Raw genomic sequence first — 16,407 nt, forward strand, 5'->3', positions numbered from 1 at the left:
GGACGACGCGAGAGAGCATCACGTCGCGCTCACAACGTTGTTCGAAATTGCGGAAGTCACGGCCCGGGCAGATTTGAAGTCGGACCTGATGAAGGAACTCGAGCGCCAGCGCCAAACGCTCGCGCCGTTTCGCGGCAATCCTGGCATCGAGCAGAATGCTCTTGAAGCGGTACTGGGCGAAATCGAACAGACGCTCAACGGGCTGGCGCAAATGCAAGGTAAAACGGGCCAGCATCTTGCAGAAAACGAATGGCTCGCGAGCATTCGAAGCCGCGCCATCATTCCCGGCGGAAGCTGCAAGTTCGATCTGCCGTCCTACTATGCATGGCAGCAGACGCACCCGGATCAGCGCCGACAAGACATCGCCAAGTGGATCATGCCGCTGTTGCCGCTACGGGACGCAACCGACATCGTCCTTCGCTTGGCCCGCGAGTCGGGACAAGCCTCAAAGGTCATGGCGATGCAAGGCAGCTATCAGCAGATGCTATCCGGTCGCACCTATCAATTGATGCAGGTCCGTGTCGCCCCCGAATTGCGGGTCATACCTGAAGCGAGTGCCAACAAATATATGCTTTGGGTACGCTTCACGGTGCAGGACGGCGATATGCGTCCACGCGCAGTCGACGTGGATGTCCCGTTCCAGTTGACGCTCTGCAGTCTTTGATAATCTGACGGCTCGTTGGGTCGCTCCCATCTTGGATTGGCGCCCAATCCGCTGCGCCGAGAGAGCCAGCGGACTAAAATGGCGCCGTTCTACTTAAGGCGTCAACGAGCAAAAATTCGTGCTCGACGATTCTCAACATGATTACCGTTGTCAAATGCCCGACTTGCGGCAAGGAAGTGCGCTGGGTGCCGGAAAATCGATTCCGACCGTTTTGCTCTGAGCGATGCAAGCAAATCGACCTTGGGGCGTGGGCCGCCGAAAAATACAAAATCGGTGGCACAGATGGGGCATCAACATCCGACGATTCGCCCGGCGACGAAACAGGCCAAAGCTGATCGTATTACGCGAGCCGCGAAGGCCTTGCGCGAGCCAGGGTCAAATACGCGTTTAAAACTGCTTTCCGCCTCCGGTGCCCCGAAAGGCGGTTCTGTGTGCAGCGGGTCAATCCGCAGCCAGCAGCTCCAGCACAGGAATTGCCGCCGGCAAGAGCGGGGTGACGTCGACAGGCAAGCTCTGCCAGCTGAACGCCTGGCCTTCGCGGCCATGCGGCTCGCCGCGCCAGCTTGTGACCTTACAGAAATAGAGCCGCACATACGCATGCGGGTAGTCGTGTTCGAGCGTATGCCAGCGTTCGCACTCCTCGACGTCGATACCGAGCTCTTCCTCCAATTCGCGAGCCAAGGCGGCTTCGACAGTCTCGCCCACCTCTATCTTGCCGCCGGGGAATTCCCAATAACCCGCATACGGCTTTCCGGGCGGACGCTGAGCCAACAGGTAGCGGCCGTCAGGTTGCACCAGGATGCCGACCGCCACCTCGGTCACGGGCCGCGCCGGCCGGGAGCCCGGCGGCGCGGGCGGCAACGAACGCCCCTCGCTCATTGCGGCGCCTTTTTTCCGGACCAGTCACGCGCGAACTGCCACGCAACGCGGCCAGAGCGGGAGCCTCGCTCCAACGCCCAGACGAGCGCGTCGCCACGCGCACGCTCGATGTCCGCATCGTCGCAGCCCAAATGACGAAGCCAGTGCGCCACGATCGTCAGGTAGTCGTCCTGCTTGAACGGATAGAAACTGACCCACAGGCCAAAGCGCTCGGACAATGAAATCTTTTCTTCAACGACTTCGCCGGGGTGAATTTCGCCATCAGCCGTGTGCTTGTACGACTCGTTGTCGCTCATGTACTCCGGCAACAAATGGCGGCGGTTCGACGTCGCGTAGATGAGCACATTGTCCGACTGGGCCGAAATGGAACCGTCGAGTGCCGTCTTCAGCGCCTTGTAGCCTGATTCACCGTCCTCAAACGATAGATCGTCGCAAAAGACGATAAAGCGCTCCGGACGCGGCGCGATGAGATCCGTGATGTCGCCGAGATCATGTAGATCGTCTTTGTCGACCTCGATGAGGCGCAGCCCCTCTTGCGCGTATACGTTGAGGCACGCCTTGATCAACGAGGACTTGCCGGTGCCGCGGGCACCCGTCAGCAACACGTTGTTGGCGGGCTGCTTACTGACGAACTGCCGCGTGTTTTGCTCGATCAGCGCCTTTTGCCTGTCGATGTTCTGCAGGTCGTCGAGCGTCATCGACGACAGTGCGGTCACGGGCTGCAGGTAGCCGCGCCCTTGCCGCTTGCGCCAGCGAAATGCCACAGCGGCGGACCAGTCGACTTCGGGTGCAGCCGGCGGCAGCATCCCTTCGAGGCGGCCGAGTAGCGTCTCGGCGCGAATCAAAAATTGTTCGAGTTTGTCCATAACAGAAAAAAAGTCGGTCCCGCAGGACGTCAGGAGCGGTAATCGGCGTTGATGCTGACGTAGTCGTGCGACAAATCGCAGGTCCAGATCGTCGCCTCGGCGGGGCCTCGGCCCAACAGCACGCGAATCGTGATTTCGCTTTGCTTCATGACCCGCTGGCCGTCCTCTTCGCGATAATCGGGATTGCGTCCGCCCGCTTTCGCAACGTGCACGTCGTCGAGATAAAGGTCGATCTTGGCGACGTCGAGATCAGCCACTCCGGCATAGCCGATCGCGGCAAGGATGCGCCCCAGATTGGGATCGGAGGCATAGAAGGCCGTTTTCACGAGCGGCGAATGGCCGATCGCATAAGCGATTTGGCGGCACTCGGCCGCACTCGCCCCCCCTTCGACGCGCACGGTCATGAACTTGGTCGCGCCCTCGCCGTCGCGGACGATAAGCTGCGCGAGCGTTTGCGCAACGGCAAGCACGGCCGCCCGCAAAGCGGCGTAGGCCGGCTGTGCCGTCGAAGTGATGGGCGGCAGGCTGGACTTGCCGGTCGCGATCAATACGAAAGAGTCGTTCGTCGACGTATCGCCGTCAATCGTGATGCAGTTGAAGGAGCCATCGGCGACTTCCTTCACGAGCGTATCAAGTACCGGCTGCGCCACGGCGGCGTCGAAAGCGAGGAAACCAAGCATCGTCGCCATGTTGGGCTTGATCATGCCCGCACCCTTGCTGATGCCGGTCAGCGTCACCGTGTGGCCGTCGATCGTCACCTGAGTGGAAGCGGCTTTCGGCAGCGTATCGGTCGTCATGATCGCCTGAGCCGCTTCGTGCCAGTGCGCCGGACGCAGATTGGCGAGCGCCATCGGCAAACCAGCCTTCAAGCGGTCGATCGGCAGCGGCTCGAGAATCACGCCAGTCGAAAACGGAAGCACCTGTTCGGGAGCAATGCCGGCTAGCCGCGCCAGTTCTGCGCAAGTCTCACGCGCATGGGCGAGACCCGGCTCACCGGTGCCGGCATTAGCGTTACCCGTATTGATGACCAGCGCACGCACGCCATGGCCGACTGCCAAGTGTTCGCGGCAGACGGTGACGGGCGCCGCGCAAAACCGGTTCGACGTAAATACGCCGGCCACCGTAGCGCCTTGCTCGAGCGACATCACAAGGACGTCCTTGCGATTCGGCTTGCGAATGTGGGCTTCGGCCCATCCGAGCGTGACGCCCGCGACAGAGTGGAGTTGCTCGGGATCGATCGAAGGGAAATTGACAGCCATCGTCTAAGAGCCTATCGGAGGCGTAAAAGGCACGTAGAAACGCGCGCCACAATAAAAAACGGCGCGCACGATGCGCGCCGCGTCCAACCTTATGCAAGCCTGCCGTGGCATTGCTTGTATTTCTTGCCGCTACCGCACGGGCAGGGATCGTTTCGCCCCACCTTCGGCAAGCCACCCGCGGCGCTCTGAGCGCCGGCGCCGGCATGCACCCCGTGCGCCATGGCTTGGTCGACCATACGGGCCGTGGCGTCGGCAGCCGTTGCCGCGGCGGCGGGGGCGGCGACGGCGGCCGCGCCCTCATCGGCGAAGTCGGCATGCCGGAACTCGACATTTTCGACGTGGCTGCCTTGCTCTTCGTACTGCTCGGCTGCGTGCTCGAGTTGCTCGGGCGATTGGATCCGCACGTTCATCACGACGCGCGTGACTTCCGTCTTGACGATGTTGAGCAGCGCTTCGAAAAGCTCGAATGCCTCGCGCTTGTACTCCTGCTTGGGATTCTTTTGCGCATAGCCGCGCAGGTGGATGCCTTGGCGCAAGTGGTCGAGCGCGGCGAGGTGTTCGCGCCAGAAGCGATCGAGCGTCTGCAGCATGATCGAGCGCTCGAATGCGCTGAACGCCTCACGCCCCACCTGGGCCACCTTCGCCTCATAGCTCTCGTCGGCGGCCCCCAGCACGGATTCGAGGATGTCGCCGGCGTCGAGCGATTGCGACTCGTTGATCATCTCCTGGATCGCGAGGTCGAGTTGCCAGTCGTTGCGCAGCACCTCCTCGAGCTCGGGCGCCTGCCATTGCTCCTCGATGCTGCCTTGAGGAATGAACTGGTGCACCACGTCCGTGACCACGGCATGACGCATCGCGGCGATGGTTTCGGTGATGTCATTCGCCTCAAGCAACTCGTTGCGCTGCTGATAGATGACCTTGCGCTGGTCATTGGCAACGTCGTCGTACTCGAGCAGCTGCTTGCGGATGTCGAAGTTGCGCGCCTCGACCTTGCGTTGCGCCGATTCGATCGAGCGCGTGACGATACCGGCTTCGATCGCCTCACCCTCGGGCATGCGCAGCCGCTCCATGATGGAGCGCACGCGGTCGCCCGCAAAGATTCGCAGGAGCGGGTCATCGAGCGAAAGATAAAACCGCGAGGACCCTGGGTCGCCCTGGCGGCCAGCTCGACCGCGCAACTGGTTGTCGATGCGGCGCGATTCGTGACGCTCGGTGCCGATGATGTGCATGCCGCCCGCGGCCTTCACTGCGTCGTGCAGCGCCTGCCATTCGTCGTGCAGCGCCTGAATGCGAGTGGCCTTCTCTTCGGGCGACAGGGCGGCATCGATCTCGATGAGCGATGCCTGCTTCTCGGCGTTACCGCCGAGCACGATGTCGGTGCCGCGACCAGCCATGTTCGTCGCGATGGTGATGCGCTTGGGCCGCCCTGCTTCAGCGACGATCGCCGCCTCGCGCGCGTGCTGTTTGGCGTTGAGCACTTCGTGCGGCAATCCCGCCTTTGTCAGCAAGTCCGCAAGCAGTTCCGAGTTCTCGATCGACGTGGTACCGACGAGCACCGGCTGGCCGCGCTCATAGCATTCGCGGATATCGCGGATGACCGCGTCGTAACGTTCGCGGGCAGTCTTGTAGATCTGATCCTGGAAATCGCCGCGTTTGGGCGGCCGATTGGTCGGAACAACGACCGTCTCCAGGGCATAGATTTCGTTAAACTCGTAGGCTTCCGTGTCGGCCGTACCCGTCATGCCCGCGAGCTTCGCGTACATGCGGAAATAATTTTGGAACGTGATCGAGGCAAGCGTCTGGTTCTCGCTCTGGATCTTGACGTGCTCCTTCGCCTCGACGGCCTGGTGCAACCCCTCGGACCAGCGGCGGCCGGCCATCAAACGGCCCGTGAATTCGTCGACGATGATGACTTCGTCGTTTTGCACGACGTAGTGCTGATCGCGATAAAAGAGCGTATGTGCACGCAACGCCGCATAAACGTGGTGCATGAGCGTGATGTTCTGCGGGGCGTAAAGGCTTTCACCCTCGCCGATCAAACCCCACTCCATCAGCATGCGCTCGGCCTTCTCATGGCCCGATTCGGTCAAAAAGACCTGGCGCGATTTTTCGTCGAGCGTATAGTCGCCCGGCTTTTCGACGCCCGTGCCGTCCGCGCGCTCCTCGCCGATCTGCCGATCGAGCAGCGGCGGCAGCGCGTTCATGCGCACGTATAGCTCGGTGTGGTCTTCGGCCTGCCCGGAAATGATGAGCGGCGTGCGCGCCTCGTCGATCAAAATCGAATCCACCTCGTCGACGACTGCGAAGCTGAGCGGGCGCTGCACACGCGCGCTCGTCTCGTAGACCATGTTGTCGCGCAGGTAGTCGAAACCGAACTCGTTGTTCGTGCCGTAGGTGATGTCTGCCGCGTACGCTTCCTGCTTGGTCGCATGATCCATTTGCGACAGGTTGACGCCGACGGTCAGGCCCAGGAAGTTGTACAGCTTACCCATCCACTCGGCATCACGCTCTGCGAGGTAATCGTTCACGGTCACCACGTGCACGCCGCGCCCCGACAACGCATTGAGGTACGCGGCCAGCGTGGCGACGAGCGTTTTGCCTTCGCCTGTGCGCATTTCGGCGATCTTGCCGTAATGCAGCACCATGCCTCCGATCAACTGCACGTCGAAATGGCGCATTTTCAAGACACGGCGGCTCGCCTCTCGGCAAACGGCGAACGCTTCGGGCAGCAGTTTGTCGAGCGACTCGCCGCTGGCTACGCGCTGACGGAACTCTTCAGTCTTGGCTCGCAGCTGCTCGTCCGTCAATTGCTCGATCTGCGGCTCGAGCGCATTGATCACCGCAACGGTCTTTTGGTACTGCTTAATCAGCCGCTGATTTCGACTGCCAAAAAGCTTTTGTAGAAAACCGGTGGTCATCGGGTCGGGTTTGCGTCGCGGCTTCGGTCGGTCCGCGCGAGTACGGCGCGGAGTAACGGATCGGAGGGCCTCGGCGGCTTATCCATGAGTGAATTCGAATCGCGCATTTTAGCACGCGAGAATTAAGCTTCTTGTGTCAATGCGGCAGCCGGTCGAGCCTGCCGCACCGGACGCTCAGCCCCTTCTCGGGCACCCACCCAGGCGCCGCGACCGGTCGCGCAGGTACAATGGCGGCACGCGAGCGCCATTCGTCGCCGCGAGCCCGATGACAAACCATGAGCCGCTCCCCGCGATCCTCCCCTTTTTCCGGACCATCCCGGCCGCGCCCCGTCGCGGATCTGCTCGGCCGCAGCGACACATTTGCCGCGCTGCGTGCCGGCGTTGAGCAAATTGCGGCCCTGGAACGCGATCTCGCCCAATTGCTGCCCGACTATCTGGCAACAAGCGTGGAGCCAAGCTTCATCAAGGATGGCGGTGCGCTGACGCTCTATGCGGCGCATAGCGCCCTCGCGGCCCGGCTGCGGCACCTTGAGCCGCGTCTCGTCGCAGACTTGCAGCAGCGCGGCTGGAACGTGCGCAGCGTCGCGATCAAAGTACGACCCAAGACCGCGCCCGCGCCCCAGCCGCCTAAGCAAGCGCGCATGACGCCATTTGGCGCCGCCTCGCTGCGCTCGCTTAGCGAAGCGTTGCCGCCCTCGCCGCTTCAAACCGCGCTGGCCCGCATGGCAGCGCGGCACAGCCGGGGTCCTCAAGGCGAAAACAAAAAGGAAAAAGAATAGGCGGCGATGCAGGAGCATGGCCGCCTATGGCACAGCGCAGCCAGCGGCGCGCGGGTCATCGGGCGGCTCTACCGCCCGTAAATGTCAGGCAAATGCCGTTTGAGCGTCGTAGCCGAAACCTCGCGGCGCATGCTGCACGTCGTCGAACGTCACGATCTCATAGGCGTCCTCTTGAGAGAGGAGCTCGCGCAGCAGCACGTTATTCAGGCCGTGGCCCGACTTGTGCGCGGTATAGGCCGCCAGTAGAGGATGGCCGATCACATAAAGATCGCCAATCGCATCGAGCATCTTGTGCTTCACGAATTCGTCGTCGTAACGCAATCCGTCATTGTTGAGGATTCGGTACTCGTCGAGCACGATGGCGTTGTCCATGCTTCCACCGCGCGCGAGGCCCAATTCGCGCATCATCTCCACTTCGTGCGCAAAGCCGAACGTGCGCGCCCGGGCAATTTCACGGACGTAGGAAGTCGTCGCAAAATCGATTTCAAGCGCTTGGCCCGTTTTGTCGACAGCCGGATGGTGGAAATCGATTGTAAATTTCAGTTTGAAGCCGAAGTAAGGATCAAGGCGTGCAATTTTGTCGCCGTCACGCACTTCAATCGGCTTAATTACCTTCACAAACCGCTTCGGCGCATTTTGTTCTTGAATGCCGGCCGATTGCATCAAAAAGACGAATGACGCCGCGCTGCCATCCATGATCGGAATTTCTTCGGCCGTTACGTCAACATAAAGATTGTCGACGCCAAGGCCCGCACAGGCCGACATCAAGTGCTCCACAGTGGACACTCGAGCGCCGTCTTTTTGCAGCACCGAAGCGAGACGCGTATCGCCGATCGACAGCGCCGATGCCGGAATGTCGACTGGCGACGGCAAATCGACGCGCGAAAACACGATACCTGTGTTCTCAGCAGCGGGGCGAAGCGTCAAATTGACCTTGCGGCCTGAATGCAAGCCGATTCCGACTGTCTTGACGATCGATTTGATGGTGCGTTGCTTCAGCATGGTCATCTAACGATTGCAAATTTCAATCGCGCCTCTATTTTTCATAGTACAGATTATACGGCATTTGCTCCCGGCTGTCTTCGCGGAGAACGTTTCAGTGTGTTTCCTCCAGTTACCCGAGTCAAGCAAAAAAGGCCGGCGTCCGGGACGGAGGCTTCCCGGGCGCCGGTCTGTGGTCGGCCACACCAACGATTTCAAAACACTTAAACAGCAAGGCTAATGTTGCCTCGACGCAACGCGAACGCAGCCAAACGCAAGGCCAGCGGTCGCGACGAGAACGGAACGGGAAGCCCGTGCGTCATGCCCACACATCCTGCCCGGGATGCGCGAGAGACGGTGGAGCAACCGTCAGCGTCGTGCGCGCGCGCACCTCATCGGCTTGCGCGCTGCCAAGTTCGCCTGTCGCAGGGTGTCTCGCCGAGGCGGGCGTGCCGCACCGTAACACCGCGCGCCAGATACACACGCGCCGTTAGCTGCCCGACCCGCTTAGCCGCTGTACCGCGAACCGCCGCTGCGGCCGCCCGCCCGACCGGGCTCGGCCGCTTTACGCCATTGCCATTCAACATGTTCAGCCCTTCTTACGCTCGTAAGCGCTTGTCGCGCCGAGTGCAACGCCGTGAGGCGCTGCACGCGTCAGTCAGCCTGTTTGCGCAAAAAAGCCGGAATGTCGTAGGTGTCGACACCCTTGTCCTGCAGCGCCTGCACATGCGAGGCGGCCGTCTCGCGTGAGTTGCGCCAAACAGCCGGCGTATCGAACGCGCCGTAATCGGCCGAGCTCGACTGTGACGACGCAGCGTAGCCGCTGTGCGCCACGCCGACGGGCTGATTGTCGGTACCCGTGCGCAGCAACGTCATCGGTGCCGACTGGGGCTTTTTCGCGGCACTCGCGGCCGCGCGTCCGAGCCCCGTCGCAACGACGGTCACGCGCAGCGCGTCGCCCATTGCATCGTCGTAGACGGCACCGAAGATCACCGTGGCGTCTTCGGCCGCATAGCTCTTGATCGTGTTCATGACTTCGCGCGTCTCAGACAGACGCAGCGAGCGGCTCGACGTGATGTTGACCAGCACGCCGCGGGCGCCCGACAGATCGACGCCTTCGAGCAGCGGGCTTGCAACCGCTTGCTCGGCAGCAAGCCGTGCACGATCGACGCCAGCCACCGTGGCCGTGCCCATCATGGCCTTGCCCTGCTCGCCCATGACCGTCTTCACGTCCTCGAAGTCGACGTTCACGAGACCGTCGACGTTGATGATCTCGGCAATACCGGCCACCGCGTTGTTGAGGACGTCATCAGCGCACTGGAAGCACTTGTCCATTTCGGCGTCATCGCCCATCACCTCGAACAGCTTGTCGTTCAGGACGACGATCAGCGAGTCGACGTGATCCTCCAGTTGCTGCGAACCCGCCTCGGCCACGCGCATCCGCTTGCCGCCTTCGAACTCGAACGGCTTGCTGACGACGCCGACGGTGAGAATGCCCATTTCCTTGGCGATCTGCGCGACCACGGGCGCCGCTCCGGTACCCGTGCCGCCGCCCATACCCGCCGTGATGAAGACCATGTGGGCACCGCGTAGCGAATCGGCGATCCGCTCACGCGCTTCCTCGGCCGCAGCGCGTCCCATTTCCGGCTTCGCACCGGCGCCAAGCCCCGTCTTGCCGAGCTGAATGACGTGCGTTGCGCGCGCGCGAGCGAGCGCCTGTGCGTCGGTGTTCATGACGATGAAATCGACGCCTTGCACACCCTTGTTGATCATGTGCTGCACGGCGTTGCCGCCGGCACCGCCAACGCCGACCACCTTGATGATGGTGCCGTTGGTTTCCGTTTCCAACATCTGGAATTCCATTTTGCCTCCGTCAAGAAATAATCCTGCACTCGGCCGTTATTCGGCAAGGGATCGGGCAATCCCCTGTCGCGCGCAAGCCGCCGGCGCCCGCGCGAATTCGAAATTCAAAAATTGCCCAAAAACCATTCCTTCATGCGGGAGAAGACCTGTCCCATCGAACCGGACTGCACGGCCACCTTGCGTCCGCGCATGCGTTGGGATGAGCCCTCCACGAGGAGACCCATGGCCGTCGAAAAGCGCGGATTGCGCACGACGTCGGCCAAGCCGCCCGCGTATCCCGGCACGCCAATGCGCACCGGCTTCAAGAAAATATCCTCTCCGAGTTCGACCATGCCCGGCATCATCGACGCACCACCCGTCAGCACAACGCCCGAGCTCAGCAGCTCCTCAAAGCCCGACTCGCGCACGACCTGACTCACGAGTGAGAACAGCTCTTCGACGCGCGGCTCGATGACGGCGGCCAACGCTTGCCGCGACAACGTGCGCGGCCCTCGCTCGCCCAGGCCCGGCACCTCGATCATCTCGTCCGGATCGGCGAGTGCCTGTTTCGCGATACCGTAGCTGACCTTGATATCCTCAGCGTCGGGCGTCGGCGTGCGTAGCGCCATCGCGATGTCGCTCGTAATCTGATCGCCCGCGATAGGGATCACCGCCGTATGGCGGATCGCACCTTCGCTAAAGATCGCGATATCGGTCGTGCCGCCACCAATGTCGACCAGCACAACCCCGAGCTCCTTCTCATCCTCGGTCAGCACCGCGAGTGACGACGCAAGCGGCTGCAAAATCAAGTCGTTCACTTCGAGCCCGCAGCGACGCACGCACTTGACGATGTTCTGCGCGGCCGACACGGCGCCAGTCACGATGTGCACCTTCACCTCGAGCCGAATGCCGCTCATGCCGATCGGCTCGCGCACATCCTCCTGCCCGTCGATGATGAATTCCTGCGTCAGGATATGGATCACCTGCTGATCGGTCGGAATGTTGATCGCCTTGGCAGTTTCGATGACGCGTGCAACGTCAGCTTGCGTGACTTCCTTTTCCTTGATCGCCACCATCCCGCTCGAGTTGAAGCTGCGAATATGGCTGCCCGCGATGCCCGTGAAAACGTTAGTGATCTTGCAATCGGCCATCAGTTCCGCTTCTTCGAGCGCGCGCTGAATCGATTGCACGGTGGCCTCGATGTTTACCACCACGCCTTTCTTGAGTCCTTTCGATTCGCTCTGCCCGAGACCGATCACCTCATAGCGGCCTTCGCCCTTCAGTTCGGCAACAACCGCCACGACCTTGGCCGTACCGATGTCGAGCGCAACCAGCAGATCTTTGTAGTCTTTACTCATAGCGTGCTCATGTGTGGTGTCTTCGTCTTACTTTTTGCCTTTCTGGCTACCGTCGTCGATAAAGCGCATCCCCGCTGCGCGAATCGCAAAACCATTTGGATAACGCAAATCCGCGTAGTCGATGTCGTTGCCCCAGCGTGCCGTCACCGCCTGCCAACCCGCAGTCAGCCTGCGGCTGCGATCCTCGAGCGTCGATGTGTTTCGTTCACGGCCGTATTCGATTTCAGTACCGTTCGAGAGTTTCACCGTCCATGCATAACGCGGCGAAAGCGTGATTTCCTCCGGCGTCGCACCGATCGGCGCCAGCCACTTCTTGAAATCGAAGTAGCGCGCGACGACTTCCTTCGTCGTACCGGGAGGACCGTCGAATGCCGGCAAATCTGCGTCGAGCTCGCCCTGATTGGCCGTGAAAAGCTCGCCGTCGACAGTCACGAGCTGATCGCTGCCCCACGTGCCGATCGGGTGATACTCCTCGAGCGTGACCGCAAGCGCATTCGGCCAGACGCGCCGTACGCTCGCGCGGCGCACCCATGGCATCTGCTCGAACGCCTGCCGCGCCGCGTCCAGATCGACGGTGAAGAAGTTGCCCTTCAGGTGGCCGACCACATTCGCACGCACCGTCGGCACATTGATATGGTCGATTTGGCCGCCGATCCGAATCGCGGAGAGCGCAAACGTCGGGCGCTGCGCAAGCCAGATCACGCTCGCCGCGGCGAGCGCGGCGAACGCCAGCGCGAAAAGCGCGTTGGCGGCGAGATTGAGCTGGCGAACGTTGTTCCACATGGTTTTGCGTCAGTCCTTCGGCCTCGTGTCTAACCTGTTGTCGATCCGCGCTTCGATCCGTCTTTCGTCGGTCTGCCGAATCGGTTTCGGTCTGTTCCTTCTAAATCGAATCCATCCCGTGCTGCGTCAATCTTTCAGCGTCAGCGCCAGCACGGCGACGACGAGTTCCTCATAGCCGATGCCGACTGCACGTGCAGCCTTCGGCGGCAGAGAGTGATCGGTCATGCCAGGCGCCGTGTTCACTTCGAGGAAGTAAGCGTTGCCCTCGGCATCCATCATGAAATCGGCCCGGCCCCAGTCGGTACAGCCGAGCGCGTCGAACGCGCGCCGCGACAGAGCCTTGAGACGCACTTCCTCATCAGGCGCCAAGCCGCATGGAATGAGGTACTGCGTGTCGTTGGCGACGTACTTCGCGTGATAGTCGTAAAACTCGCCCGCGGGAACGATCCGGATGATCGGCAGATCGAGATCGCCCGCGATGCATGCTGTGTACTCAGCGCCGCCTTCAATGCTTTTCTCGACAATCACAATCTTGTCGAACTTTGCCGCTTCCTCGAGTGCGGCCGGCAACGCGTCGGCGGTCTTTACCTTCGTCACCGCAACACTCGAGCCTTCGCTGGCCGGTTTGACGAAAAGCGGCAAGCCGAGCTTCGCGACAATGGCTGCTGCCTGCGCGGAGTAGTCGTCGCCGCGCATGACCGCTTCGAACGGCGGCGTCGGAATACCCATCTGCTGCCAGACCAGCTTGGTGCGGAACTTATCGAGTCCGAGCGCCGAGCCCAGCACACCACTGCCCGTGTAGCGGATGCCGTAGAAGTCGAGTGCCCCCTGGATCTGGCCATTTTCACCATAGCCGCCGTGCAGCGCGTTGAACGCACGCACGAACCCCTCATCCTTCAAAGCCGAGAGTGGACGCTCGGCCGGATCGAACGGATGCGCGTCCACGCCGGCCGCACGCAGCCCTTGCAGGACGAGGCGCCCGGAGTTCAGCGAGACTTCGCGCTCGGCCGACTCGCCGCCCATTAGCACCGCCACTTTGCCGAATCGTTTCGGATCCATACTGCTCATTTTTTATACCTTCGCTTCTTGTACGAGCCGCGCCGGCACTGCGCCGATCGAGCCAGCTCCCATCGTGATCACCACGTCGCCGTTGCGCACCAAAGCTGCAAGGGCCTGCGGCACGTCGTCCGCTGCATCGACAAACACCGGCTCCACTTTGCCCGCCACGCGGATCGCGCGCGAGAGCGCACGTCCGTCGGCTGCGACGATCGGCGCTTCTCCTGCCGAATAGACATCGGTCAGGACCAGCGCGTCGACGCGCGAGAGCACGCTCACGAAATCTTCGAAGCAGTCGCGCGTACGCGTGTAGCGATGCGGCTGGAATGCCAGCACGAGCCGCCTGTCGGGAAACGCACCGCGTGCAGCGTTGATCGTCGCCTCCATCTCCACTGGGTGATGGCCGTAGTCGTCGATCAGCGTGTAGCTGCCCCCTGCCGGAATCGCCACCTCGCCATAGCGCTGAAAGCGCCGCCCGACACCCTTAAATTCAGCGAGTGCACGCTGGATATCGGCATCTGCCACCTCAAGTTCAGTGGCAATTGCAATCGCCGCCAGCGCATTCTGCACGTTGTGCGTGCCCGGCATGTTGAGCACGATGTCGAGCGCCGGCGCATCTTCGCGCATCGCCGTGAAATACATCTTGCCGTCGCGCGCCATGACATTGACGCCGCGCACTTGCGCGTCTGCCGCAAAGCCGTAGCGGATGATCGGCTTCGATACGAACGGCAAAATCTCGCGCACATTCGGATCGTCGACGCACAGCACCGCAATGCCGTAAAACGGCAAACGTTGCGTGAACTCGATGAACGCCTGCTTGAGCCGCGCAAAATCGTGGCCGTAAGTATCCATGTGGTCGGCATCGATGTTTGTGACAACTTCGATGACCGGCAAAAGATTCAAGAACGATGCATCGGACTCGTCCGCCTCCGCCACGATGAAATCGCCCGTTCCGAGCCGCGCGTTCGCGCCAGCGCTCGTCAAGCGTCCGCCGATCACGAAGGTCGGATCGAGCCCGCCTGCAGCGAGCACACTTGCAACGAGACTCGTCGTCGTGGTCTTGCCGTGCGTGCCGGCAATCGCGATGCCTTGTTTCAGCCGCATCAACTCCGCGAGCATCACAGCGCGCGGCACGATCGGCACACGCAGCCGGCGCGCGGCGAGCACCTCGGGGTTGTCACCGCGCACAGCCGTCGACACGACGACGGCATCTGCGCCTTCCATGTGGCTCGGGTCATGGCCGATTGCAATGCGCACACCGAGCGACGCAAGCCGCTCCGTTGCTGCGCTCTTGGCGAGATCCGATCCGCTGACGTGGTACCCCAGCGTGGCGAGCACTTCCGCGATCCCGCTCATGCCGGCACCGCCGATGCCGACGAAGTGAATGTGTTTGACGATGTGCTTCATGACTTTTTTTCCTGGCGGGCGAGTGCCACGGTCGCGCAAACCTGCGCGACGCGCTCTGTGGCCTCCGGCTTCGCGAGCTCACGCGCACGCGTGGCCATTTCGCAAAGCGTCTCGCGCGTTTCTTTGCTGAGCCATTCGGCGAGCAGATCCGGCGACAAATCGCGCTGCTGTACCAACACTGCCCCACTGCGCTCCGACAGAAACTGCGCGTTGGTTGTTTGGTGGTCATCGACCGCATAGGGAAACGGCACGAAGAGCGCGGCAACGCCCACAGCGGCAATTTCGGCGACGGTCATCGCGCCTGAGCGGCAAATGACGACATCGGCATCGGCATAGGCCGCCGCCATGTCGTCGATGAATGGGACGAGCTGCAGGTCGTCGCCCAGCGAGAGACCCGTCGCCTGATAGTTAGCACGCAGCGCGTCGATATGCTTTGCGCCCGCTTGATGCACGACGCGCGGACGCGCTTCTGGCGCGAGGAGCGCGAGCGCACGCGGCACGACTTCGTTGAGGGCCGCCGCACCGAGGCTGCCGCCGACCACAAGAAGGTTGAGCCGGCCGCTGCGGCGCGCGTAACGATCCTTCGGTTCAGTTGTGTGCGTGAGTGCATCGCGCAGCGGGTTGCCGGTCCACTCAGCGTGCGGCAGTGCATCGGGGAACGCCACCAGCACACGACGCGCGATTTTCGCCAACACCTTGTTCGCAAGACCCGCCACCGAGTTCTGCTCATGCAGCACGAGCGGGCGCCCCGTCAAAGCGGTCATGACACCAGCCGGAAATGTGATGTAGCCCCCCATGCCGAGCACGACGTCAGGCTGCACCCGCCGCAGCGCGCGGCGGCTTTCCATGCAGGCGCGCAAAAGATTGATGGGCAGCGTCAGCTTGGTCTTGAGCCCCTTGCCGCGCAAACCGCCAAAGCGCACGTACTCCATCGGAATGCCATGCTTCGACACGAGCGACGCTTCCATGCCCGCCGGATTGCCGAGCCAGACGACACGCCAACCGCACTCGCGCATCCGGTGCGCGACAGCAAGACCGGGGAAGACGTGCCCCCCGGTGCCGCCGGCCATTACCATCAGCGTGCGTTGTTGCGTGGCGGTCATATTTTCCCTCCGCGCATGAGCACCCGGTTTTCGTAGTCGACGCGCATCAGCACCGCAATCGCAATGCAGTTCAGCACGATGCCCGAACCGCCGTAGCTGACGAGCGGCAGTGTCAAGCCCTTCGTCGGCAGGATGCCGAGATTGACGCCGATGTTGATGAACGTCTGCACGCCGAACCAGAGGCCAACGCCCTTGGCGACGAGACCGGCGAACGTCCGATCGAGTGCCAGCGCCTGCCGGCCGATTTCGAATGCGCGGCGCACGATCCAGTAGAACAGCAGGATCACGATCAGCACGCCAACAAAGCCCAGCTCCTCGCCGATGACGGCAAGGATGAAGTCGGTATGCGCTTCCGGCAGGTAGTTGAGCTTCTCGACGCTGCCTCCGAGCCCCACGCCGAACCACTCGCCGCGGCCAAACGCAATGAGCGAGTGCGTAAGCTGATAAGCCTTGCCTTGGGCGTAGCGGTCATCCCACGGATCGAGATAGGCGAAGATGCGCTCGCGCCGCCA

At 62.0% G+C, this 16,407-nt stretch carries 15 protein-coding genes; 3 read left to right on the forward strand and 12 right to left on the reverse strand.

Translation table 11 applies throughout. The features are described from left to right. Together zapD and yacG are read left to right on the forward strand one after the other, a co-directional pair. The coding region (zapD, locus tag VL598_RS12075; protein WP_325326958.1) for a cell division protein ZapD at positions 1-664 on the forward strand (664 nt) is incomplete at its 5' end. A 137-nt stretch (positions 665-801) separates the two neighbouring features. Beyond that, positions 802-999, forward strand: coding sequence for a DNA gyrase inhibitor YacG (gene yacG / locus VL598_RS12080; protein ID WP_325326959.1), 198 nt, complete (start codon positions 802-804; stop codon positions 997-999). A gap of 106 nt (positions 1,000-1,105) precedes the next feature. On the opposite strand, the gene mutT is transcribed toward yacG, so the two are convergent. From mutT to secA, 4 genes are all read right to left on the reverse strand, one after another. Continuing rightward, positions 1,106-1,543, reverse strand: a complete 438-nt coding sequence (gene mutT, locus VL598_RS12085) for an 8-oxo-dGTP diphosphatase MutT (protein ID WP_325326960.1) — start codon at positions 1,541-1,543, stop codon at positions 1,106-1,108. Continuing rightward, positions 1,540-2,409: an ATP-binding protein gene (locus tag VL598_RS12090; protein ID WP_325326961.1), complete on the reverse strand. Its 870-nt coding sequence runs from the start codon at positions 2,407-2,409 to the stop codon at positions 1,540-1,542. Before VL598_RS12090 ends, mutT begins: the two co-directional genes overlap by 4 nt. 29 nt (positions 2,410-2,438) lie before the next feature. Next, entirely contained in the window at positions 2,439-3,668 is a 1,230-nt protein-coding gene (gene argJ / locus VL598_RS12095) for a bifunctional glutamate N-acetyltransferase/amino-acid acetyltransferase ArgJ (RefSeq protein ID WP_325326962.1), read from the reverse strand. Between the two features lie 89 nt (positions 3,669-3,757). Further along, complete coding sequence (gene secA / locus VL598_RS12100) at positions 3,758-6,586, reverse strand: preprotein translocase subunit SecA (RefSeq protein ID WP_325326963.1); 2,829 nt, start codon at positions 6,584-6,586, stop codon at positions 3,758-3,760. A 275-nt stretch (positions 6,587-6,861) separates the two neighbouring features. On the opposite strand from secA, the gene VL598_RS12105 reads away from it, so the two are divergent. Beyond that, complete coding sequence (locus VL598_RS12105; protein WP_325326964.1) at positions 6,862-7,365, forward strand: DciA family protein; 504 nt, start codon at positions 6,862-6,864, stop codon at positions 7,363-7,365. A gap of 84 nt (positions 7,366-7,449) precedes the next feature. Here the strand turns inward: VL598_RS12105 and lpxC are convergent, their stop codons facing one another. The 8 genes from lpxC to VL598_RS12145 form a co-directional block, all read right to left on the reverse strand. Next, positions 7,450-8,367 carry a UDP-3-O-acyl-N-acetylglucosamine deacetylase gene (lpxC, locus tag VL598_RS12110; protein ID WP_325326972.1) on the reverse strand — a complete coding sequence of 306 codons (918 nt, stop codon included), beginning with the start codon at positions 8,365-8,367 and terminating at the stop codon, positions 7,450-7,452. A gap of 633 nt (positions 8,368-9,000) precedes the next feature. Then, a complete protein-coding gene (gene ftsZ / locus VL598_RS12115) occupies positions 9,001-10,209 on the reverse strand; it encodes a cell division protein FtsZ (protein ID WP_325326965.1) in 1,209 nt (402 codons plus the stop codon). Positions 10,210-10,313: 104 nt separating this feature from the next. Then, positions 10,314-11,546: a cell division protein FtsA gene (gene ftsA / locus VL598_RS12120; protein ID WP_325326966.1), complete on the reverse strand. Its 1,233-nt coding sequence runs from the start codon at positions 11,544-11,546 to the stop codon at positions 10,314-10,316. A 27-nt stretch (positions 11,547-11,573) separates the two neighbouring features. Then, positions 11,574-12,329 carry a cell division protein FtsQ/DivIB gene (locus VL598_RS12125; RefSeq protein WP_325326967.1) on the reverse strand — a complete coding sequence of 252 codons (756 nt, stop codon included), beginning with the start codon at positions 12,327-12,329 and terminating at the stop codon, positions 11,574-11,576. Between the two features lie 126 nt (positions 12,330-12,455). Next, a complete protein-coding gene (locus VL598_RS12130) occupies positions 12,456-13,397 on the reverse strand; it encodes a D-alanine--D-alanine ligase (RefSeq protein ID WP_325326968.1) in 942 nt (313 codons plus the stop codon). Between the two features lie 3 nt (positions 13,398-13,400). Then, positions 13,401-14,792: a UDP-N-acetylmuramate--L-alanine ligase gene (gene murC / locus VL598_RS12135; protein WP_325326969.1), complete on the reverse strand. Its 1,392-nt coding sequence runs from the start codon at positions 14,790-14,792 to the stop codon at positions 13,401-13,403. Continuing rightward, positions 14,789-15,895, reverse strand: a complete 1,107-nt coding sequence (gene murG / locus VL598_RS12140; RefSeq protein WP_325326970.1) for an undecaprenyldiphospho-muramoylpentapeptide beta-N-acetylglucosaminyltransferase — start codon at positions 15,893-15,895, stop codon at positions 14,789-14,791. Before murG ends, murC begins: the two co-directional genes overlap by 4 nt. Then, a partial coding sequence (locus VL598_RS12145; RefSeq protein ID WP_325326971.1) for an FtsW/RodA/SpoVE family cell cycle protein occupies positions 15,892-16,407 on the reverse strand: 516 nt, incomplete at its 5' end. The genes VL598_RS12145 and murG, both read right to left, overlap by 4 nt.

Source organism: Trinickia sp. (assembly GCF_035492435.1).
GTDB lineage: Bacteria > Pseudomonadota > Gammaproteobacteria > Burkholderiales > Burkholderiaceae > Trinickia.